This window comes from Nostoc sp. UIC 10890, assembly GCF_054786515.1.
This window is the reverse complement of the sequence record NZ_JBSGKF010000001.1, coordinates 4,087,250-4,109,627: the sequence shown is the minus strand read 5'-3', so window position 1 is coordinate 4,109,627 and position 22,378 is coordinate 4,087,250. Positions and strand designations below refer to the sequence as shown.

Sequence of the window (22,378 nt, the reverse complement as noted above, 5' to 3'; positions counted from 1 at the left end):
ATACAGTTAGTTTAGTTTTCAACTGTTGTATGAGACAATTGTGCATCAACAACCCGCACTTCTGATACAACTGCTGCTCTTTTTTGTTGACGCTTCAGCATTCCTAGCGCACCAAAAGCACCAAGAGCTAAAATTCCCAAGTTTATCGCAGGTTCCGGGACAGACTTAGCATCAATCGCCGCCAGTGCAGTTTCTGCTACTAACTTATGAACGCCTGTCGTTGGATGCACAGAGTCAAAAAATAAATAATCGTTTGGTTGAGAACATACACTTGTGATTGTCTGTAAAGTCCCTATTATGCAAGGGGTAGCCACATCTTTAAACCCAAAATCCCCTGGATTTGCTTGTACTTGATTAAATAGGGAAAACACATCCACAGAAATCAGATTCAAGTCAGAGTTATTGCTAAATTTGTCTATTTCTTCAGCTAATCTCGTGTTATGGTCAGTTGTCAATCCAGTCAAGTTGCTAGATAAACCTGTCGCAAATGCAAATGGAATTTTGCCCAAATCAGGCAAGTTAAAGACTAAAATATTTTTTGCACCAGATGAGGCAAGCAACCCTACTGCATCTGATAAATTCTGGACTGTTTGAGCCGCATTGGTAGCTTGACCAAACACATAATCATTTGCACCTCCCCACACAGCATAAAGGGCATTTGGATCAAGCTTCTGATTAGCTTGTAGGATTGGTTGCGTCAACAAGCCGACTTGCTCTAGTACTCCCGGTAACGGCGCACTAGGAACAACAGCATTACCCTGACCAGAACTAGCACCGCCCACAGCAAAGTTAATACCTTGATTGGGAATAGTAGTATTTAAGGTAATGTATGGAGAGGGTTTTAATCCTAGCTGATCTCCAAGGTAGTCTACCCACACGCGATCATTAGAAAAACGCCCTTGAAAATATGGTGGATCTTGGGGAATGGCTGTTGTCGGAGCGATTAAACCACCAGTAGCAGCGAAAACATTGCCAGTATCAGAAAGACTGTCGCCAAATACATAAAACTTGGAAAAACTCGCAGCACTCGCCTTTAGCGGCAACATGAAAGATAAAAGAACAAATCCTGCCGCTACAGCTTGTTTTTTCATATTTGTTTTACCCGTAGTATTTGTTAGTTTTAGTTAATTTACGTTGTTTTACCTAACTATGCCTCAAAATTTCATCAAACACGGGTAAAAACGCTGAAAATACTTAGATTTACATTCTCTTGATAAAAAACAGGTCTATTACAAAAAAATGGCCAAATTTATACAATAAATGGTAAAAATTGCACACTTTTATGCTATTGGATGGACTAACTACAACATAATCGGGTAAACCTTTGTAGATATTGCTTTAACTTCGCTTTAATTTCAAAGCCTCAGTAGCCGATACACCCTCACCCTGAGTACCGAAATACCACAAAGCTGTAGCAGCCTCAGCGCGAGTTACTGGTTTTTTGGGTTGAAACAGAGTCGTATAGCCAAACACCCGCCGAATATTTGATTGTTCACCATTTTGGTAATCAGCCAACACTGCTCTTAAAGCCTTGGGGTCAATTCGCGCTGCATCTTGGAAACCCCAGGTTTGTTTAACTGCATCTAAGTTAGCAGAGGGTAAAGCTTGGCGAGTATCTAGAGGTAATTTCCACAGTAGTAACTGTTCCCGCGTTAGGGGTGCATCAGGACGAAATAAAACTACTGTAGAATCTCCAGACAACGGACTAGGAATTAACCCAGCTTCAGCTAATCCCTGAATTGCTGGAAAATCAGGGTCTTTTGTCGAAACATCACTAAAAGCTGGTTGAGTAGTTTCTGATGCCAAGCGAATTTGTTTAGCTGGATTGCTGATATGCATAGCATTATTAGCAGCAATTAGCCAACGAGCATATTCCCGATGTGTAACGATTTTACTGGGTTCAAACTGCTTAGTTGTGGTAGTAGAGTTACTCTTAATTGTCTTTGGCTCTAAAGACAAAACACCTAATGCAGCCAAGTCTTGGATATATTGCCGCCATTCTTGCGGTGCTTTGTTCAGATCGTTAAATTCCTGAGATTCTGGTGTCGCTGTAGGAGTTGTTTGATTATTAGCCGTGCTTGGTGGCTGTGTTGCCAAGTTTGCGGGTGGTGTCGGGCCAATAAACTGTGGATCTACTGTTTGAGGAACGGCGTTAGTAGTTTCGTTAGGATTTGCAGTTGGGGTAGATTGTGCCGTTGCAGTACTATTAGGTGTGTATTCAATCAGTAATTCGGTTGCTGTTTGGGGTTGATTAGGTGTGGCGTTAGTAACTGATTTAGGCTGAATGGAAACCTTCAACAGCAAATCGTTACGACGTGCCTCAAAAGCACCTCCCGCATCATCTGTTGGCTGTTGTAAAATCTGCCAGTTATTTGTTTGAAACTGGGTACGATAAAAGCTAGCAATAAAGTTACTGGGGTCAGAACTCAACCAACGAGTTGAGACTCTATTTTCTGAACCGTTAGCAGGTGTAACTTCCTCCAGTTTGGCATTGGAGTATAGGGGGATATCTTTGGGAAAATCAACTGGTAACTGAACTGTTGATTCGTTTGGCTGTGCTTGCGGTTGATTAGTCTGAGATTCTCCAAAGACAGCTGGATTGCTTTGCAGCTTCGGATCTGCCGCCAAAGATTGCTCAAGGTTTTTGGCGACTGGACTGTTAGCACAGGCTGTTAAGGAAGTGAGTAGAACAGCCCAAATTAGAAATACAGCTGGACGTTTGCAGGGAAGCACAGGAAATCACAAATTGAGTTTCAATTCCTACCCTAGCGCAGACTGTTCATTAAATGGGAATAGGACATTGGGCATGGTTTTCTCTTTTTCCCCTTATATCCCTTGTATCCCTGCTTTTTCTGCTCTCTGACTATTTGTATCACCAAAACGACACTACCGACTCACGGCATCTTCTTCGTAAATGTCTCTGTTGGTGATGATATCTCCAAAAATGAGTAAACGGTAGCAAAAGCTACCGTATTGTCTTCGTTTTACAGCCATTAGGTTTTGATAATTCCCATGCTTATTTATAGAATTCCCTAAAATTCTGGCAAACTAACATTTTTGAAAAAAAAACATAAATAAATCTGGAATGCTTACTAGATAAGAGTTTTGTCATTTGGGTAATCTAATCTAGTACTCCAGCACAAGAATTATCACAAATTTTTAGATAGTTTTGGAAATATTCGATTGTGAGAGCGGATAACTGATTGATAACTAGCTAAACCCTTCTTTAGCTAGTAAAAGCTTTAATCTTCTTCCAGATACACTAGCTTAATATGATCGCCAAGCAACTGAAGTGATAGACTAGGATGAAAGTCCCTCTTAGCCTCACCCAAGGAGGGGAATAGATAAAGTTCGCTAACACTAGCTTACAATCGATTTTGGCAATTATTCATCTGACGATGGTAAGCTGAGTAAGGCAATAGCTGGAAAATGCCAGTTTTAAGCAATTCCAGGAATTTAGCGTAAGTTCGTTATTCTTGGCGACTGAGGTTATAGGTAAAACAGTCAAGTGTCGCAGCAGTTTCCCTAGTATCTCTAAATTGATTTTCTGGGGGAAGTGCGACTTGTGCTGTGGTCAAGAGTTTCTTGGCAGCCTCGAAAGCAGTGAGTGCTTACTCTAGAAGTGCGTAGTTTACCGCCGTAGGCATCGCCTCTATGTTATCCAAAGCTTTCTCTTTGGCAACCCATCCCCTGTTCATCTGGGATAGGGCAGCGGTTCTTTTAGAAAAGCTGGGCACAGGATGCGCTTCGCAAGTTATAGAGGCAGTGCATATTAGCTATGGCTGTTTTCACAATCATTAGTAGGATTGAGTAGAGGCAAAGAAGACACTTCATCCAATGCACTGGCGGTTGAGAAAACCCTCTACAAACTTGGTCTGAACAGTTAACAGCTTCCTGATAAATTAGATACAATTAGCATCTGCGTTTGTTTGGGGATCGCTTGTTCAAAGCGAGTACTCGAATTGACAAGCTGCTGCACTAACCGATTTGACATAGTAATAACGTTTTCAGCTGATAACTCTGGCGAAAATTTTTAATTCAGGGCAAATTAAGACTTATATTCAAGGGGCTTGGGTGTTTCTTGGAGATGAAGTTAGCTAAAAGGGGGCAAAAGGCTGAAAAAGATATATCTAATGTCAAAAACGCAGATCGGATAGGAATATGAAAATCTAAAATAGATATTAAGAAGAAAAACAACGACCATCGACAACCGTCAGTCCATTTTACTTTCTGTAAAGCGTCACCGGGTTGTTACCAGTGCTGAAACACGATTACATGCAAGTTTCCCAGGATCAGCCTATTTATTCTGAGGCTCCCCTCCAGCTGTTACTGTTTGTCGATGGACGCCCCAAGTCCCGCCAACAAGTGCAGCGAATACGTGCTTACTTAAAAGAGTTGCAGGCTGAGTATAGTTTTGAACTTCAAACTATCGATGTTGGACAACAACCTTACTTAGCAGAACACTTTAAATTGGTAGCAACACCAGCTTTAATCAAAATTCATCCCGAACCACGGCAGGTTCTAGCTGGGAGTAATATCATAGCGCAATTGAAAAATTGGTGGCCTCGGTGGCAAGCTGCTGTAGACGCCTACTTAAAATTACAGGAAGACTTACAAGAACGGATAGACGACAATGTTAGGGTTACATCACCCAAATCCACTATCCGTTCAGTTGCTGTTTCTGCTGAACTAATCCGACTCTCAGACGAAATTTTTCGCTTGAAACAGGAAAAAGATAACCTCCAAGAGCAGCTACAGTTTAAAGATCGGGTGATTGCGATGCTGGCGCACGATCTCCGCAATCCCCTAACTGCCGCCGCGATCGCCATAGAAACTCTCCAATCTAATTACAATTTAGAGACAGGCCAATTCCAGCGTCTCAAACCATCCTTGACGGCGCATCTATTAAAACAAGCCCGTAATCAAACTAAAGTCATTGATCGGATGATTGCCGACCTTCTACAGGTGGGTCGTGGAAAAGATACAGAATTTCCTATCTTACCACAAAAAGTACAGCTAGGTAAACTATGTTTAGATGTACTGGAAGAATTGTGCGATCGCTACACCGCCAAATCCCAAGAAGTAGAAACGGATATTCCCAATGACTTGCCCTATGTATATGCTGACCCAGAACGCATCCGGCAAGTGCTAGTGAATCTGTTGGATAATGCCATCAAATACACCCCAGAAGGTGGCAAAATTAGCGTCGCCGGATTGCACCGCACTACGCAAAAAGTTCAGTTTAGTATTGGCGATACTGGGCCTGGTATTCCTGTAGAAAATCGCGATCGCATCTTTGAAAATCACTTCCGACTGCAACGGGATGAAGGCACAGAAGGTTACGGCATTGGTCTTTGTCTATGCCAACGCATCGTCCTAGCACATTATGGTCAAATTTGGGTGGACTCTGCTCCCAATAATGGAGCATGGTTTCACTTCACACTGCCAGTTTATCCTTCTTAGATAAAGGGTATTGACAAATGACCAATGACTAATGACAAATGACAATTAAGAACTTGAGATAAAGCGATCGCGCCCCCCAGCCTTTGCTTGATAAAGTGCCTTATCTGCCATCACGATCAAATCTGAAGGTGAGGATTCCCAATTAGGAACAACAGTCGCCACGCCCATACTAAGAGTGACATACTTACTCACAGCAGACTCGTCATGAACAATTTGCAAATCTTTAACTCCGGCTTGTATCACAGAGGCAACATGAACTGCACCAGAGGCAGGGGTGTGTGGCATAATCACAGCAAATTCTTCGCCACCATAACGCGCTACTAAATCCTGATGTTTTTGTACCTTAAGGCTTAAGACAGCACCCACTTTTTGTAAACAGACATCCCCAGCCGGATGACCATATCTATCGTTATAAAATTTAAAAAAATCGATATCACACAAAATCATTGACAAAGGAGATCCCTCTTGTGCGAGGTTAATCCACTGAGTATTAAGATAATCGTCAAAGCGGCGACGATTAGCCAACTCAGTTAAGCCATCTACATTGGCAAGGTGATGCAAAGCTTGGTTTGCCGCTTCTAATTGTTTGTATACTTGCGCTTGTTGTAGCAGTCGGCGCAATCGCTGGCGCAATACAGGCCAGTGAATTGGCTTAGTTACATAATCAGTCGCACCAGCGTCAAAAGCACGGTTTACAGATTCCTCATCATCCAAGCATGTGATCATCAAGATGGGAGTGCGCTCCCATATCTTGGATATAACCGTATTTTTAAGGGTCGAGTTAGTATCAAAGTTCGCAAGGGCTGATATTAAATTATTCCTGGCAATTTGGAGCAAGTGCTTACAGCAGGTAAAGCCATCCATCACAGGCATAACAGCATCTAGCAAAACTATATCTGGTTTGATAGCCTCGTAAGCATCTAAACATTGCTTACCATCATTGACTTCGACCACTCGATAACCTTCTTGTTCCATAGCTTTACGCAACAACACTCGGATGGTCTTGTCATCATCAGCCACTAGAATCAGTGGCGGTTGCTTTGTAGAAAGAGGAAATGGGCTTATGCCTGACATGAGTTGCCTTCCACTTGCGGGACTATGCTGAAAAAGGCTGTGCAACTCGATCGCATGGAGGCGATCGCTATTTTCCTCAATGCCGGGATTTGCGACAAAGGTGTGTCTGGCCTCAAAATCAACTGTTTTTTGACAATGGACTGCTCAATGTTCTTGAGCCAAGCAAGCGGTAGATAACTAAGTTGCATAGACAATCTATAATTGGAGCACGAAGGCAATTGTTACCTTTTTGTTCAGCTATGGTTATGAGAGGAAATTGTTACTTTTATATTTCCCCATTGTTAAAGTCAAATTACAATTTTTTTGAGAATTGCAAATACATACCTAAATTATGTAGTTCTGTAGTTAGTTTAGAAACTTAGTAAGGCAGAGCAATGCAATTGCCAAAATCCGCTTAGAAGATAGCTAATAGTAAATTATTAATAATACCTGACTTAAATTTATTTAGTCTATTCGGCAAGGCTTGCTGAGATTTAGTATAATTACATAAGGATCAGATAAAGCTTAGTGCAAAGCTTCATTATCTAGTGAATCTAGGTTAGCAAATTAAGTAAAAATTCTTATTTAATTCGATTCAGTATATCTAGTAATACTTGGCATAGATCCACCTAAAATCTCAATTAACTAGAGATGTTACTCAAGCAACTTTTTAAAGATAGGCAAATTTCTACTACAATATATTAGTCAAGTCAAAAATCGGTTGTTTATTATGAAATTAATAAATTAAAATTAATAAATACTTCAAAATCAACACATCAAACCGCCATCTTTTAGACTATACAAACAACCGGAAAATCTTACAAAAAATCTAACACTATTTACATTCACCAAATTTTTAAAATGCCAGACTCATTAATGTATCAGCAGGATAACTTTGTTGTTCTAGAAACAAATCAACCAGAACAATTTCTGACACTATCAGAGTTATTAGACAAGCTCAAAACAACTCTCCAACAACTCATAATTCAAGATTTGTCGCCTGACTTGCAAAAGTTTGATACTGTGGAGGCTCAAGCACAATATTTACTCGACACTAGCTGCGAATTAGATATTGGCCCTGGAAAATATTTACAGTGGTATGCAGTTCGTTTAGAAAAGTAACTTTTTGGACAGTGGTTAAGAGGTTGTTTGAAAAGTCTAATTTATTACTCGCCGGGCGACTAGAAGTCGCGGCTACACAGACAAAACCCGCCTGCGCGGGTTAAAAACCTTCATTAAATAATTGAAAATCCATAAATATATGGAGTTTGGGTAACAATAATTTTTGTTCTTGAGAGGATGTTTTAAAAGTGGTCGGATGTAATTTTAGTCACTTCTAGATCCTCTCTGACCTCTTGAAAAAAAGGGTAACCAGAATAAAAGTCCCCCTTAACAAGGGAGACTTTGGGGGATCTATAACGCAATACAGTTCAAATAAGCCCAAAACACTTGTAGAGACGGCGATTCATCGCGTCTTCTGAACCGTATTGATCTATAACGTTTTACTCCCGATAAAAGGACTTTTAAAACATCCTCTGACTATTGACTGCTGACTAGTGACTCTTTTTGAGTATTGATCAACGCTAGCTCAATTGTATTTTCAGATGGCTGTGTTATTTGAATCTCCAATCCAGGTCCAAAATAGTTGGTCATTTTTTCTTGCTTTTTTTGCCACGCATCAAATGGTATTAGCGGTGAATCAAATTCTAAAATTAGGGCATAGTTCCCATTAACTTCTGTTTCTCGCAACCCTGTTACTGTTGGCCGCTCCTGGTCTGTAGGACTTAAACCTAGAAAAGAAAGTGTTGTATCTAAATGAGCATCTTGACCGTAGCAATATCGGGTGATGTCTTTGCGAATTTTATTTTGAGTATCAGTTGCTTGCTGCTGGCGTAGTATTAATGCTGAAGGTGACGTAGTTTGGCTAAAGGGTACTGGCTTAAGTTCATTAGCTTTCAGCGCTAGTCCTCCCAACAAGAGAGGAATCCCGTAAAAAAATCCGACAAGATTGAGTGTGGCATTATTATCAGCATAGGCGACGAAGCCAATGACCGTTAATATACCGCCGATAGTTAAACCGAGTGTTCCCAAAGAGATTTGGCGTAGCATGAGCTTAAATTAGTATAAATTCTGAATACGTCAGTTTTATTATCATCGGCTATGAGTAACAAATTAGGGAAGAACATCGTTCCCAGTTAAAAGGGCGTATAGTGTCCCAGAAGGTAGGATTTTGAGTTAACTTTAAACTTAAAGGTAGTGAAAGATAGGAAAAAAATAATGGATCTACAGACTATAAAAGAGCGAATTGTCGCAGTTCAAAATAAACGCGAGTACCTGTTAAGCCTACTGGAGCAACCAAACCTGGGAACTTTGAGAGTTGACGTAAATCAGGCTTTGGAAGAACTGGATGAATTAATTGATGAATTTAGACGCACCATTCCGGTAGAGTAGAAATCATTAAAAATAGCGTCGGTTTAACCCTTAAAAGGCTATACCGACGCTCCTCACTATTATCATGCGCTCAAACCCCCAGAATTGAACTAAGCCTGAGTTGACGAAACAATATTGCTGTATCATTTATCCTGCAAATGAACCATCTCCTGCACGCTGACCTAACTGCCTAACTAAGGCAACAAGTTCGTTTGTAGGCACATCTTTCTTGCAAACATCATCAAAGCTAGACATTGCCTTTGTCCCCTGAAAGTTTACGTCTTCTACTGAGGAGTAAGCAAGAATCTGGGTGTTCGGAGATATAGCTTTAATGTGACTAGACGCACTCCAGCCATCCATGACAGGCATTTGTAAATCTAGAACAATTACGTCAGGATGGCAACGTTTAACCATTTCTATCGCTTCTTCACCATTGCTGGCTAAACCTACTACTTGAATATTTTCCTGGCAAGAGAAAACCAATTGCAAGGTTAAACGAGTCAGTTCGTGGTCGTCAACTACTAGAACACGCAAGGTAGAAAGCTCACAGGATAACATTAACATTGAGGGGAAAGACGAAATTATTCAAAATAACCCCTCTAGTTTATGGGAACAAGTGCCAGCCCTGACTCTATCCTATGGTTGAATAACTTGTGTGAACCCATGAAAAACAACTTAGACAATTGCTCAGAAAATTAAAGTTTTCTAAAAAAAACTAAGTTGAGCTAGTTGTCAAGGTATAAGTAACTTATTTTTTAATCAATCAGGTTTGAGGCTACACCAGTTGAGCGTAATGCCATGTTCATAAGAATTTTTTGGGAATTTGCTTCTGGAGAATCATCATAAGGACGACGTTGAATATAAGTGCCATCGGCTTGTAATTCCCAAGCTTGACGATTATCTGCGAGCATAATTCCCATAATTTCTTGCAAATCTTTGGCAATATCAGGGTCTTTGACTGGGGTAATTACTTCGACTCGGCGATCTAGGTTCCGGCGCATCCAGTCGGCACTGCCGATATAGATTTCCTCCTGTGTATTGTTATGAAAATAATAAATCCGAGAGTGTTCTAAAAAGCGACCGACAATGCTGATTATGCGAATATTTTCACTAATGTCTTTGAGTCCTGGGCGCAAACAGCAAACGCCCCTAATAATTAAGTCAATTTGCACTCCGGCGCGGGAAGCTTCATATAGTGTGGCGATAATTTGTGGATCGACTAGGGAATTCATTTTGGCAACAATGCGCCCAGAAAACCCGTTTTGAACATTTTCGATTTCGCGGTGAATTAGTGACAAAAAGCGATCGCGCATATTCACAGGCGCAACCAGCAACTCTCGATAAGATTTTTGTAAAGAGTAGCCTGTCAAGAAATTAAATAAATCTGTGATGTCAGCACCCAATTCTTCACGGCAACTAAACAATCCCAAATCTGTGTACAGTCGTGCGGTTTTGGGGTTATAGTTACCAGTCCCAATATGCACGTAGCGACGTATCCGGTCTTTTTCGCGCCGTACTACCATAACCGTTTTACTATGGGTTTTCAGCCCCACTAAACCATAGACTACGTGAACTCCAACTCTTTCTAGTCGTCTTGCCCAGTAAATGTTATTCTCCTCATCAAACCGCGCCTTTAATTCCACCAGTACAGATACCTGCTTGCCATTTTCGGCAGCGGCAATTAAGGCGTTGACGATGGGTGAGTCACCAGAAGTCCGGTAAAGGGTCATCTTGATGGCTAACACATTTGAATCGTAGGCGGCATGGGTGATAAAGCGCACGACTGTTTCTGAAAAGGATTGATAAGGATGGTGTACTAGTAAATCCTTTTCCCGAATCACAGCAAAAAAGTCTTTTCCTTCGTCCGTTTCCAGGACATCTGGATCTAAACTCGGTTCTCTCAGTCTTTGTAGGCGTATTGGTACAACAGATTGGCGTGGTGGATCTTTGAGTTCTGGCAGTGGCAAGGACATAAAATACATCAAATCCCGCAGTCCCAAAAGTCCGTCTACTTCGTAGAGATCGCTTTCTGTTAATTCCAAATCTTGCAATAATCGCGATCGCACTATGTCAGGAGTCTGAGACTGAATTTCTAGCCGGACTGGACTCCCACCTAGTCGCCGTTTTCGCAATTCCTGTTCGATCGCTAACAATAAATCATCTGCTTCATCTTCTTCTAAGACCAAATCGGCATCACGGGTAATCCGGAACGGATGATATTCTTGAATATTCATCCCTGGAAATAGAGATTCCAAGTTATGAGCGATCGCTTGTTCTAAAGGTACTCCAGTCCAGTGGGCAGGTTTTTCGCTACTCTGATCTCCCAACTCAGGCGGTATTGGTAAAAAGCGTGGTAGAACACTGGGGACTTTGACTCTGGCAAAGAATTCTTCTTCGGTGTCTGGATTTTTGACCACAACAGCCAGATTCAGACTGAGATTAGAAATAAAAGGAAAGGGATGACTAGGATCAACAGCCAGGGGAGTCAAAACTGGAAAAACTTGTTCCTCAAAATAACTGTCGAGATGAGTCCGCTGTTTTTGATTCAAATCTATGTAATTCAGGATATGGATGCCATGATTTGCTAGTAACGGACGAAGTACTTCTTCAAAATGTTGATGCTCTTTCTTGACGTGGGGAATGAGCGTAGACCTAATATCGTCTAACTGTTGTTGTGGTGTCCGACCATCGGGAGTTAACAGGCTGACTTTTGCTTCTACTTGTTGCTTTAAACCAGCAACCCGCACCATGAAAAACTCATCCAAATTAGAGTTGAATATTCCCAAAAACTTCAGGCGTTCCAGAAGTGGGGTGCGATCGTCACAGGCTTCATGTAACACTCTGCCATTAAATTCTAACCAGCTTAACTCTCGGTTAAGATAATATTGTGGATCGCTGAGATTGATGGGGGTAGAGCTTTTCTTAGATTTTGCCATAATGACCTAAGCGTAGGCAGATGTAGCCCATTGAACTGGGGGACAATAAACATAGTAAGTTAAATGGTGCTTGAGCATAACGCTGAGGTAATTTTTGGCTATATTGATTCTCTACCTCACTACTGGTGTGAGATAGATATAATCTTTAAATCAAAAATCTATTTCTATTTAAATAATTTCAGTTAAAGACTAAAAAACTTGTGTAGGCACGAAAGCTAAGGGACTTCCAAATAAAAAATATCCAATTAACTCCTGTGGGGTGGGCGTCTCGCCCGCCCAGTTTATATGGTGGGCAAGATGCCACTGGTGTCAACTTAACGCGAAACCACACGTCCGCCAGGGATTGTAAATCCCTGTCTCATAGCTAAAGTCCTCTGAAGAGGACTTCATAGCGCAAAAATTTTCAGTCTACTTCAGTAGACTTAAGCAATTAGTCAGGGATTTACAATCCCTGGCGGGTGAACTGGCGGGTGAACAACACCCAATCAGTACGCTATTTTTGGCTTAAGTTGACACCAGTGGCTTTTCGACCCACCCCACAATATTAGATAATTTATTTCTTGGATTTCCCTAACATTACCAAGGAATTTTAGGTTTTTGCCATCAGATCGCTTCTGGTGGGTACTTTGTGCGATCGCATAGCCCTTTATTTCAGAGAATCACCCTACCCAACCTATAACTAGATTTTATAGCCGTTTTCAATTGTGTGGAATATGGTGGGGGCTTACAGTTGTGCGCCTTTACAAAATATTGTGCATCCATACGAGAATCGCAATCAGTCTGGAGATTCAAATCGTTGCCCACAGCATATTACACATGAAGATGCACTTAAGATTTGGCAAAGATACGACATGGGTATGGCTCAAAATGTCTCACTAATTATTAAGCTGAGTTTACAGAGAATTATGATGCTGGAAGCAGTCTAAAGCCTTACTTCTAGTGCTTTTGGGATTTGATTATCCAAAATCCGAACTTGGTAAGCATTGCCACAATTTTTATCACAGTATTAAGTAAATACAAGCCTTGCAGAATCTAAGTTTTTATAGGTATTTGGCTGCTATTGCTCAGGTCTGCACTAACAATTCTTCTATTAGATTTTTTAATTTATCACCTTTGATATTTTGAATAATTTCAGTGTTGTTACTGAAATGTTCCTCCGAACTCAAGGTTATATTGAAAACGCAAAGATGAAAACACAAGGAGCTTGTGAATCATGAAACTATCTACAGTTATCAAAGGCAGTGTTTGCGTATTAGGTTTGGTTGGTGTTAGCAATTTCTTTGCTGCACCTGCAAAAGCAGATCAAGCTGCTGCTCGTGGTGCGGTTACAATCGTTAGACCATCAGGTTCTTCTATCAGCGTTAGTGGTGAAATAGTTGCACCTAGTGGTATGCAATTCCCCGGCCCATTAACTGTCACACCTGGAGTTACTGACGCAGGTCTAAACACTGAAAGTGTAACAGATATCCAAATAGATCCAGGTACACTTGAAGAATCTGTGGTAACTAGCGGCACAACAATCGAAGCAGCGATCGCAGCAGCGATTACTGCCGGTGGTTTTACTGATGTTGTAGACATCGCAACCCTGGTCAGAGCAGCTAGCGCTGGCGGTTTAGAATAGACTGATTATTATCTGACAGAAAATCACAATGGTGTAAAAAACTGTCGGCTTTTAGTCTAGATGTTTTCACACCTTGCGTTGATTTGCAATGTTTTCTTGAGTTTAGTTTGAAAATGTGTTGTTAGTAGTTGACATAAAACAACTGTGACATACACACACTAGACATTTGCATCAAAGTATTTGGTAATTCCCTAATTAACTCTCTAACTTACTTTCCTTCATCCATATCTAGTGTTTATGGAGAATAAAGTAGGTAGCAAGTGAGAGGTAACAAATTTGAAGAGATAATACGGCTCCTTGAGTGTAGTTGAGGAGCAGTATTTTCAGAAATCTGTACTATATTACCATAATAAACCCGGTTTCTTATAGAAACCGGGTTTTTGATCTTTGGTTAAATATATTCAAAACGGCTTAATCATTTGATTCTGTAGGTAGGGGTAAAGCACATTGCTCATTGGTGTCAACTTAAGCTAGAAATAGCTTCGCTGCGGGCTTCATAACCTGCCAGAGAATGAATTCTCTGGCTCATAGCTAAAGTCTACTGAAGTAGACTGAATATCTTTGGGAATATCTAGTCATCTTCAGATGACTTTCGCTATGATTCTTGGAACTGAAGTTCCTTGCGGGACATAGTTTTTGCGTTAAGTTGACACCAATGGCGAGACGCCCACCCCACAGGAGTTAATTGAATATTTTTTATTTGGAAGTCCCTAAGACCAAAACACCTGTAGAGACGGCGATTTATCGCGTCTCGAAAACCCACAATTTTGTACAATTAGCCCTTAACCCAAGCGTATTGGGTTATGAGTAAATCGGCAAAAAAATTTAATGTATGTGAAGACATATAAATTAGTAGGGTGCGTTACGCCGTAAGCTAACGTAATGTTCGACTTAAAAAGAAAAAGGCTTTAAATTTTCTTCTTTCCCTGATAAGCAAGGAAGGCAGAGGGCTAAGTTAGAGTAAAGGTTGTACACGACGTTAAGCTATTCATAAAGTAGCCAAGCTGCTGAATGAATATAAAATTAAAACTTATTAAGAAAAGTTAATGAAAGCTGGACACATTGATACAGAAGCAGCGAGGTTAGAAGCCCTCCGCCAGTATCAAATTCTTGACACCGAACCCGAAGCAGCTTATGACAATCTTGCTCAGTTAGCGGCATTTATTTGTGGCACTCCCATCTCTTTGGTAAATTTCATTGATGAAAATCGTCAATGGTTTAAGGCAAAAGTAGGTTTAAATGTATCAGAAATGCCCCGGAGTGTTGGGTTGTCTTATCTTTGCCAAGAGCAGCGTAATCTTGTTGTAGTTCCTGATACGCTAGCTGATGAGAAGTTGGCAAATAATCCAGTAGTGACTGGCTACCCATATATACGGTTTTATGCAGGTGTACCATTAATTACTCCGAAGGGAGATATGCTGGGAACTCTGTGTGCAATTGACCAAGTTCCACGGCAACTAAGCCAAAAACAAGTGGAGGCGTTTGTAGGTTTAAGTCGCTTGGTAATCGACCAATTAGAACTCAGACGTCATGTAACTGAAGTATCTCAAATTACTGAGAAACTGATGGCACATGAGCAAGCAGCCCGCGCCCAATCTGAAGCTGCGAGAGCTCGGATCACCAATCTTCTGGAAAGCATCACTGATGGTTTTTTTGCCTTGGATAAAAAGTGGCGATTTACTTATATTAATGGTCAAGCAGAACGGCTGTTACAAAAAACCCAGAATGAGCTTTTGGGTAAAAACATCTGGGAGGCGTTTCCAGAAATTATCGGCACAACATTCTATCGTGAGTATCACAGGGCAATCTTAGAACAGGTTAGCGTAGAATTTGAGGAGTTTTATCCGCTACTAAACTGCTGGCTTCAAGTCCACGCCTATCCGGCAAAAGACGGCTTGTCTGTTTATTTCCAAGATATTACTGAACGACGGCGAACAGCAGAAGCACTACGGGAAAGTGAAGAACGTTGGCAATTAGCATTACATGGTAATAATGATGGTATTTGGGATTGGAACCTCAAGACTAATGAAGTGTTCTTCTCAACTCGATGGAAGGAAATGCTCGGCTATAAAGACCACGAAGTTTCCCACCGTTGGGATGAATGGACAAAACGAATCCATCCCGATGAGCGAGATTGGGTACTTCAAGCTTTCCAAGACCACTTTGCCCAGAAAACACCGTTTTACGTCTGTGAATATCGAGTCCAGTGCCAAGACGGCAGCTATAAATGGATTCTAGATCGAGGACAGGCACTTTGGGACGCATTGGGTGATATTGTACGGATGGTGGGTTCTTATACAGATATCACAGATCGCAAGCAGGCAGATGAAGAATTAAAGCGGCAAAATCTGCGATCGCAATTATTTGCCGAAATCACCCTAAAAATTCGAGAATCTTTACAAATAGACGAAATTCTTAAAACCACGGTGACAGAGGTACAAAAGTTACTCCAAGCTGACCGTGCGTTGATTTTTCGGCTGGAAACTGACGGTTCGGGAACAGTGGTACAAGAGGCAGTGCTACCTGGTTGGCCGGTAATTTTAGGAGAAAATATTTTTGACCCCTGCTTTAAAGAAGAATATATAGAAAGATATCGCCAGGGAAGAGTAAGTGCGATTGAAGACATTGAAGCTGCTCATATTCAACCATGCCATCGAGAATTTCTTCAGCAGTTTGCTGTCAGGGCTAACCTGGTAGTGCCGATTCTCGTCAGGGATGGCATTTGGGGCTTGTTGCTGGCTCATCAGTGTGCCGCACCTCGACAGTGGAATAACTTTGAGATGGAGTTGTTACAGCAATTAGCTAACCAAATTGGGATTGCTTTATCTCAAGCGCAACTATTAGCAAAAGAAACCCAGCAAAGTCAAGAACTTGCGCGTTCCAATGCAGAATTAGAACAGTTTGCATATATCGCTTCCCATGACTTGCAAGAGCCGTTGCGGATGGTAACCAGTTATTTACAGCTATTAGAGCGAAGATACAAACATCAATTGGATGCCAATGCCGATCAGTTTATCACTTACGCAGTAGATGGGGCCCGCCGGATGCAGACCTTAATCAACGATTTGTTGAACTATTCTCGCGTCAGCACCCGTGGACAGCCCTTTATGCCAGTTGATTGTAGTGTTGTTTTAGAGCAGGCGATCGCTAATCTCCAAATTGCGATCGCAGATAGTAGAGCCATTGTCACTTATGATACTTTACCTCAAGTGATGGCTGATCCTACCCAATTGACACAAGTATTTCAAAACCTCATCGCCAATGCGATCAAATTTTGCCAAAATCAGCAGCCACAAATTCATATCGGCTTCACGATAGCAGATGGGGGAGCAGAGGAGGCAGGGGAGCAGGGGAGCAGGGGAGCAGAGGAAGAAAATACTACCTCATCTTCCTTATCCCCTCCAATCCCCAGTCCCCAATCCCCAGTCCCCAATCCCCAATCCCCAATCCCCAATTCCCAGTCCCCAGTCCCCAGTCCCCAATCCCCAATCCCCAGTCCCCACGAATATTTGTTCTCGGTGCGCGATAATGGAATTGGTTTGGAATCCCAGTATGCTGAACGTATTTTTATAATTTTTCAGCGCTTGCACGGTAGAGACAAGTATCCCGGTACTGGCATTGGTCTGGCAATTTGTAAGAAAATTATAGAACGCCACGGCGGCCGGATCTGGGTTGAGTCGAAACCGGGTCAAGGCTCGACTTTCTACTTCACAATTCCAGATATAGCAGGTAAGCAATGGTGAGAACCATAACAGCGATTATGCCTATTGAGGTTTTGTTGGTAGAGGATAATCCTGGCGATGCCCAACTCACACGCATCGCCCTGGAAGATAGCAAAATCTCGATTCACTTAAATGTGGTCGAAGATGGTGTAGAGGCAATGGCATTCTTGCGAAAACAGGATCAATATGCTAAAGCAGCCCATCCAGATATTATACTGCTGGATTTAAACCTCCCTAAAAAAGATGGGCGGGAGGTACTGGCAGAAATTAAAGGAGATGAAAACCTCAAACGAATTCCTGTAGTCGTCCTGACCACTTCTCAAGCTGAAGAAGATATCCTCAAAGCCTATAATCTTTCTGCCAACTGTTATATAACTAAGCCAGTAGATTTCGATCAATTCGTTAAAATTGTACAATCAATAGAAAATTTTTGGTTTGCGATCGTAAAACTGCCACCGGAGTAGTGGAAATGGCAGGTAAAAATATTAAAGTCTTGTTAGTAGAAGATAACCCTGGTGATGTCTTTTTATTACAGGAGTTGTTAAAGGAAGTTAGCACAGTTGTAGTTGAGTTGATGCCCGTTGAGCGGCTTTCCGAAGCCCTCAACTACTTAGGAAAGGAAGTTTTTGATGTAATTCTGTTAGACCTCTCGCTGCCAGATAGCCAGGGATTGGAAACCTTTGTCATGGCTCACGTTCAGGCAAAAGCTACTCCAATAATTGTGCTGACAGGTATAGATGATGAAACCCTAGCAACTAGGGCAATGCAGCAAGGAGCACAGGATTATTTAGTAAAAGGGCAAGTAACTGGCGACTTGCTGGTGCGTTCTATGCGTTATGCCATTGAGCGTCAACGGGCAGACGATGCACTGCGCCATAGTGAGGAGCGATTTCGGGTTGCCCTGAAAAACTCTCCAATCTTTGTCTACAACCAAGATAAGGAGTTACGCTACACCTGGGTTTACAATCCTCCATCTGGAGTGACTGTTGAAGAAATATTGGGCAAACAAGACTTAGATATCATCCCACTAGAAGATGCTCAACGTCTCATCACAATTAAACGTGGGGTGCTAACCACGGGCATAGGAACGCGAGAGGAAGTGTCAATAACCATCAAAGATACAACTCGATATTATGATTTAACTGTCGAGCCATTGCGAAATGAGGCGCAAGAAGTTGTTGGCGTGACTTGCGCCAGTATTGATATTAGCGAACGCCAAGCTGCAATGCGCGATCGCAAATTGGCAGAAGAAAAAATCCGCGAACAAGCAGCATTACTAGATGTCACCACAGATGCCATTTGCGTCCGAGATTTAAACAATCAAATTATTTTCTGGAACCAAGGTGCAGAAACACTTTACGGCTGGAAAGCGACAGAGGCTTGGGGCAAAAATGCTAGTGAGCTTTTGTATGACGAACCTTCACCAGAAATCGAAGCGGCTCTGTTGCAAACTCTTAGTAAAGGTAAATGGCAGGGTGAGTTAACTAAACTTACTAAAATGGACAAGGAAATTCTCGTTGCTAGTCGCTGGAGTCTGGTGTGCGATGAACAGGGCAAACCTAAATCAATTCTCACCGTTGACACAGATATTACCGATAAAAAACACTTAGAAGCCCAATTGTTTCGCGCTCAACGCCTGGAAAGTATTGGCACTTTAGCTAGTGGTATTGCTCATGACCTCAATAATATCCTGACACCGATTCTAGCAGGAGCGCAACTGCTACCGCTGAAATTTCCCGATGCAGATCAGCGAACTCGCCATCTACTGGAAATTCTGGAAATCAACGCTAGACGCGGCGCTGATTTAGTCAAACAGGTGCTGTCCTTTGCGCGGGGTGTAGAAGGGAAGCGCATCACTTTGCAACTCAGACACATAATTGTGGAAGTTGGCAAGATTCTGAAAGAGACGTTTCCTAAATCTATAGAAATCAGCACCGATATACCGCAGGATTTGTGGATGGTTTCTGGAGATAGCACCCAACTGCATCAAGTACTAATGAACCTCTGCGTTAACGCCCGCGATGCGATGGCCAATGGCGGTAATTTGAGTATCTCTGCCGAAAATCTGTTGATTGACGAAAATTATGCCCGGATGAACCTGGAAGCCAAAGAGGGGCCTTACACAGTGATTACTGTCTCCGATACTGGAGTTGGGATTCCTAGAGAAATATTAGATAGAATTTTTGAGCCATTCTTCACCACAAAAGATGTGGGACAAGGCACTGGTTTAGGACTTTCCACAGTACTGGGTATTATTAAAAGCCACGGAGGTTTTGTGAACGTGTACAGTGAACCTGGAAGTGGCACTAGCTTTAAGGTTTACTTACCAGCAGTGGGGGGAATGGAAACACTCAGCCCCGAAAATTTGCCACCACAGACAGGACATGGAGAATTGATTTTGGTTGTGGATGATGAAGTTGCCATTCAAGAGATTACGAAAACATCATTGGAAACTCACAACTACAAAACCTTAATTGCCAGTGATGGCATTGAGGCGATCGCGTTATACGCTAAAAATAGGGACAAAATTAGTGTTGTACTGATGGATATGATGCTGCCCTCGTTAGATGGTTTAACTGCCATCCGTACCCTGCAAAAAATCAATCCCCAAGTCAGAATTATTGCCAGTAGTGGACTTATGTCTGACAATAAGCTCAGTGCAGCAGCTGCCATTGGTATTAATACGTTTTTGTCGAAGCCTTATACTGTCAACGAATTATTGCTTTCTTTACAGAAAGTATTATCTTGAGTCTATACCGTAGCCTTGCCAAGACGGGACTTATTATCTTTATCTTAATCCGGCATTAGTATAATTACTTAAATGACTCCATAGCTGTGAGTACAAAAGGCTGCTTTATTGAATGGTGCGATCGCCTGGATTTGATATGATTGAGCATCGGCTAACACACATCTCTTACCGATACTCAGAGCTTCGCTAAATCAATATGCCTCGATTTCTTAGGTTAATTATAAATATAGTAATCTTGAGTGCATTGTTACTCATATCCCAGCAAGTTGGGGCGCAAGATTGGCGTCCGGTTCGCGGTGGTATCCCTTTCGGCATCAGTGGTATGGCTTTGATAGAGCAGCAAAGCAATACGCTCGATTTTCTGATTGTCCATGACAACAAACAAAAAAATCAAGGTCGTGTAGCAATCATCAGCATTAAGGGTAAAAACCAACCTGAATATTTCCCCTTGAACTGGCCAAATAATACAGAGTTTCCCATCGACTTAGAAGCTTTAACATCTGTTCCAGACAAAACAAAATCCTCTTTTATCGCTATCAGTAGTTCTGGAAAAGCTTATTACATCAAGTTAGAGCCTGCCAATAAGACCATTTCAGTTCTCAAGGAATTCAATCTTCCAGGAATTATTCCAGGAAATAATTTTGAAGCATTTGGATTGCAAAATATAGATGGCAAATTAGTTGCTATTTGGGGACATCGAGGTGAAGGAGAACAACCAGCAACTATTTTTTGGGGAATGTTTGACTTAGTTAAATATCAAATTACTCTTGAAGGTTCTGCCAATCTGAAAGTACCGTTTCCATCTGGCAATGTTCGTCATATTTCAGATATTAAGATAGATCCCGTAGGAATTGTGTACATCACCTCAGCAAGTGATGCCGGAGATGATGGCCCATTTCAGTCTGCGGTGTATGTCGCTGGTTATTTAGGATTGGATGGTAACAAAATTGCATGGCGACAAAATTCTCAACTTGTTCCCCTCTACCGCTTTGATTACCACAAAATTGAAGGTATGGAACTTGTTCCTGGTGCAAAAGGCGGTGTGATTGTTGGTACAGATGATGAGAATTTGGGTTCCTATGTATACGTCTTGGGTGGAAGTAGCTACTAGATTTTGAGGATTGCTGGTTTATTTGCGATCGCTAGCAAGTTACGATACATATATCGAATATTTTGTCAATACTTACAAGTGTGATGTCTAAGGCGGGCAAAGCCTACGCAACTTGGTGTGGGTTGACCATTATCTGATTGATAACGGTCACTGATTAATTACCCCCTACACATTAAATCGGAACAACATTACATCCCCTTCCTGCACAACATACTCTTTCCCTTCACTGCGAACCAGCCCTTTCTCCTTTGCAGCATTCATCGAACCAGTTGTTACCAAATCTTTATAAGCAACAGTTTCAGCGCGAATAAATCCCCGCTCAAAATCACTATGGATTACACCAGCAGCTTGAGGTGCAGACATTCCAGCATTAATTGTCCAAGCACGGGTTTCTTTAGGGCCACAAGTGAAATATGTCCGTAAGCCTAAAAGCGTGTAAGTTGCCCGAATCAATGATTTCAAACCGCCTTCTTCCACACCCAAAGACGCAAGAAAATCAGCTTTATCTTCTTCTGGTAATTCCACTAATTCAGCTTCAACTTGAGCCGAAACTATCACAACTTGGGCATTTTCAGTTGCTGCAATTTGCCGTACTGTTTCCACAAAATGATTACCAGTCGCCAACTCATCCTCAGATACATTGGCGGCGTAGATAATCGGTTTATAAGTGAGCAGTTCTAATCCTTTAATAATTTCTGTTTCTTCTTCATTTAAGCTCACCTGACGCACCGATTTACCTTCATTTAAAGCCGCAGCTAATTTTTCTAAGACTGTGATTTCAAACTGTGCATCTTTGCTGGTACGAGCTAGTTTACGAGTACGATCAATTCGCCGCTCAATTTGTGCTAAATCTGATAAACCCAGTTCTATATTAATGATTTCAATATCTCGCGCTGGATCGACAGAACCAGCAACGTGGATAATATCGTCATTTTCAAAACAACGTACCACATGGACGATCGCATCAACTTCCCGGATGTGGGAAAGGAATTGATTCCCTAATCCCTCACCCTGACTTGCACCCTTAACTAAACCGGCAATATCTACAAATTCAACCCGCGCCGGGATAATTTGTACCGAACTGGCAATCTTAGCAAGAACATTTAACCGTTCATCCGGTACTGCGACAACGCCGACATTCGGTTCAATCGTGCAAAAAGGGAAGTTAGCTGCTTCTGCCTTGGCATTAGCAACTACAGCATTAAATAAAGTAGATTTTCCGACGTTGGGAAGTCCGACAATTCCGGCTCTTAGCATTTTGGATTTTAGATTTGAGATTTTGGATTACATTAC

The 22,378-nt window shown here is 41.7% G+C and carries 17 protein-coding genes; 10 read left to right on the top strand and 7 right to left on the bottom strand.

All coding sequences use genetic code 11. The features are described from left to right. Positions 1-11 precede the first annotated feature (11 nt). Positions 12-1,091 (bottom strand): SGNH/GDSL hydrolase family protein, encoded by a 1,080-nt coding sequence (locus tag ACWATR_RS16760; RefSeq protein ID WP_460334567.1) that lies wholly within the window; start codon positions 1,089-1,091, stop codon positions 12-14. Between the two features lie 247 nt (positions 1,092-1,338). After that, entirely contained in the window at positions 1,339-2,733 is a 1,395-nt protein-coding gene (locus tag ACWATR_RS16755) for an S-layer homology domain-containing protein (protein ID WP_460334564.1), read from the bottom strand. 1,524 nt (positions 2,734-4,257) lie between these two features. On the opposite strand from ACWATR_RS16755, the gene ACWATR_RS16750 reads away from it, so the two are divergent. Then, positions 4,258-5,463, top strand: coding sequence for a histidine kinase (locus ACWATR_RS16750; RefSeq protein WP_181927832.1), 1,206 nt, complete (start codon positions 4,258-4,260; stop codon positions 5,461-5,463). A 45-nt stretch (positions 5,464-5,508) separates the two neighbouring features. Here ACWATR_RS16750 and ACWATR_RS16745 read toward each other — a convergent pair whose 3' ends face one another. Beyond that, positions 5,509-6,537, bottom strand: a complete 1,029-nt coding sequence (locus ACWATR_RS16745; RefSeq protein ID WP_460334560.1) for a diguanylate cyclase domain-containing protein — start codon at positions 6,535-6,537, stop codon at positions 5,509-5,511. 24 nt (positions 6,538-6,561) lie between these two features. Between ACWATR_RS16745 and ACWATR_RS16740 the strand changes: the two genes are divergently transcribed. Together ACWATR_RS16740 and ACWATR_RS16735 are read left to right on the top strand one after the other, a co-directional pair. Continuing rightward, positions 6,562-6,714, top strand: coding sequence for a hypothetical protein (locus ACWATR_RS16740; RefSeq protein WP_460334557.1), 153 nt, complete (start codon positions 6,562-6,564; stop codon positions 6,712-6,714). Between the two features lie 663 nt (positions 6,715-7,377). Beyond that, on the top strand, positions 7,378-7,638 hold the full coding sequence (locus ACWATR_RS16735) for a CRR7 family NDH-1 assembly protein (RefSeq protein WP_460334554.1): 261 nt from the start codon (positions 7,378-7,380) through the stop codon (positions 7,636-7,638). 417 nt (positions 7,639-8,055) lie between these two features. Here ACWATR_RS16735 and ACWATR_RS16730 read toward each other — a convergent pair whose 3' ends face one another. Continuing rightward, complete coding sequence (locus ACWATR_RS16730; RefSeq protein WP_460334551.1) at positions 8,056-8,625, bottom strand: DUF2854 domain-containing protein; 570 nt, start codon at positions 8,623-8,625, stop codon at positions 8,056-8,058. Positions 8,626-8,793: 168 nt separating this feature from the next. Here ACWATR_RS16730 and ACWATR_RS16725 point away from each other — a divergent pair, with 168 nt between their 5' ends. Next, the gene (locus tag ACWATR_RS16725) at positions 8,794-8,967 is read left to right on the top strand and encodes a hypothetical protein (RefSeq protein ID WP_181927827.1); all 174 of its coding nucleotides are present in this window, start codon (positions 8,794-8,796) and stop codon (positions 8,965-8,967) included. 126 nt (positions 8,968-9,093) lie between these two features. On the opposite strand, the gene ACWATR_RS16720 is transcribed toward ACWATR_RS16725, so the two are convergent. Next, positions 9,094-9,510, bottom strand: coding sequence for a response regulator (locus tag ACWATR_RS16720; RefSeq protein WP_460334548.1), 417 nt, complete (start codon positions 9,508-9,510; stop codon positions 9,094-9,096). A 191-nt stretch (positions 9,511-9,701) separates the two neighbouring features. Then, complete coding sequence (ppk1, locus tag ACWATR_RS16715) at positions 9,702-11,882, bottom strand: polyphosphate kinase 1 (RefSeq protein WP_460334545.1); 2,181 nt, start codon at positions 11,880-11,882, stop codon at positions 9,702-9,704. Positions 11,883-12,595: 713 nt separating this feature from the next. On the opposite strand from ppk1, the gene ACWATR_RS16710 reads away from it, so the two are divergent. From ACWATR_RS16710 to ACWATR_RS16685, 6 genes are all read left to right on the top strand, one after another. Continuing rightward, entirely contained in the window at positions 12,596-12,808 is a 213-nt protein-coding gene (locus ACWATR_RS16710) for a hypothetical protein (protein WP_460334542.1), read from the top strand. 287 nt (positions 12,809-13,095) lie between these two features. Then, the gene (locus ACWATR_RS16705; protein WP_460334539.1) at positions 13,096-13,503 is read left to right on the top strand and encodes a hypothetical protein; all 408 of its coding nucleotides are present in this window, start codon (positions 13,096-13,098) and stop codon (positions 13,501-13,503) included. A 1,046-nt stretch (positions 13,504-14,549) separates the two neighbouring features. Then, entirely contained in the window at positions 14,550-17,246 is a 2,697-nt protein-coding gene (locus ACWATR_RS16700) for a GAF domain-containing protein (protein ID WP_460334536.1), read from the top strand. After that, the gene (locus tag ACWATR_RS16695; protein ID WP_460340462.1) at positions 17,243-17,689 is read left to right on the top strand and encodes a response regulator; all 447 of its coding nucleotides are present in this window, start codon (positions 17,243-17,245) and stop codon (positions 17,687-17,689) included. The genes ACWATR_RS16700 and ACWATR_RS16695 overlap by 4 nt, the downstream gene beginning before the upstream one ends. 5 nt (positions 17,690-17,694) lie before the next feature. Further along, positions 17,695-19,974: a hybrid sensor histidine kinase/response regulator gene (locus ACWATR_RS16690; RefSeq protein ID WP_460340459.1), complete on the top strand. Its 2,280-nt coding sequence runs from the start codon at positions 17,695-17,697 to the stop codon at positions 19,972-19,974. Between the two features lie 196 nt (positions 19,975-20,170). Continuing rightward, positions 20,171-21,085, top strand: coding sequence for a hypothetical protein (locus ACWATR_RS16685; protein WP_460334533.1), 915 nt, complete (start codon positions 20,171-20,173; stop codon positions 21,083-21,085). A gap of 165 nt (positions 21,086-21,250) precedes the next feature. Here the strand turns inward: ACWATR_RS16685 and ychF are convergent, their stop codons facing one another. Next, positions 21,251-22,342: a redox-regulated ATPase YchF gene (gene ychF, locus ACWATR_RS16680; protein ID WP_323234766.1), complete on the bottom strand. Its 1,092-nt coding sequence runs from the start codon at positions 22,340-22,342 to the stop codon at positions 21,251-21,253. Positions 22,343-22,378 lie beyond the last annotated feature (36 nt).

What these genes read in the sequence shown, in the direction of transcription:
- ACWATR_RS16760 (WP_460334567.1), bottom strand. Translation starts at nt 1,091, where the DNA reads ATGAAAAAACAAGCTGTAGCGGCAGGATTTGTTCTTTTATCTTTCATG.
- ACWATR_RS16745 (WP_460334560.1), bottom strand. Translation starts at nt 6,537, where the DNA reads ATGTCAGGCATAAGCCCATTTCCTCTTTCTACAAAGCAACCGCCACTG.
- ACWATR_RS16740 (WP_460334557.1), top strand. Translation starts at nt 6,562, where the DNA reads ATGCTGAAAAAGGCTGTGCAACTCGATCGCATGGAGGCGATCGCTATT.
- ACWATR_RS16735 (WP_460334554.1), top strand. Translation starts at nt 7,378, where the DNA reads ATGCCAGACTCATTAATGTATCAGCAGGATAACTTTGTTGTTCTAGAA.
- ACWATR_RS16730 (WP_460334551.1), bottom strand. Translation starts at nt 8,625, where the DNA reads ATGCTACGCCAAATCTCTTTGGGAACACTCGGTTTAACTATCGGCGGT.
- ACWATR_RS16725 (WP_181927827.1), top strand. Translation starts at nt 8,794, where the DNA reads ATGGATCTACAGACTATAAAAGAGCGAATTGTCGCAGTTCAAAATAAA.
- ACWATR_RS16720 (WP_460334548.1), bottom strand. Translation starts at nt 9,510, where the DNA reads ATGTTAATGTTATCCTGTGAGCTTTCTACCTTGCGTGTTCTAGTAGTT.
- ppk1 (WP_460334545.1), bottom strand. Translation starts at nt 11,882, where the DNA reads ATGGCAAAATCTAAGAAAAGCTCTACCCCCATCAATCTCAGCGATCCA.
- ACWATR_RS16710 (WP_460334542.1), top strand. Translation starts at nt 12,596, where the DNA reads ATGGTGGGGGCTTACAGTTGTGCGCCTTTACAAAATATTGTGCATCCA.
- ACWATR_RS16705 (WP_460334539.1), top strand. Translation starts at nt 13,096, where the DNA reads ATGAAACTATCTACAGTTATCAAAGGCAGTGTTTGCGTATTAGGTTTG.
- ACWATR_RS16700 (WP_460334536.1), top strand. Translation starts at nt 14,550, where the DNA reads ATGAAAGCTGGACACATTGATACAGAAGCAGCGAGGTTAGAAGCCCTC.
- ACWATR_RS16690 (WP_460340459.1), top strand. Translation starts at nt 17,695, where the DNA reads ATGGCAGGTAAAAATATTAAAGTCTTGTTAGTAGAAGATAACCCTGGT.
- ACWATR_RS16685 (WP_460334533.1), top strand. Translation starts at nt 20,171, where the DNA reads ATGCCTCGATTTCTTAGGTTAATTATAAATATAGTAATCTTGAGTGCA.
- ychF (WP_323234766.1), bottom strand. Translation starts at nt 22,342, where the DNA reads ATGCTAAGAGCCGGAATTGTCGGACTTCCCAACGTCGGAAAATCTACT.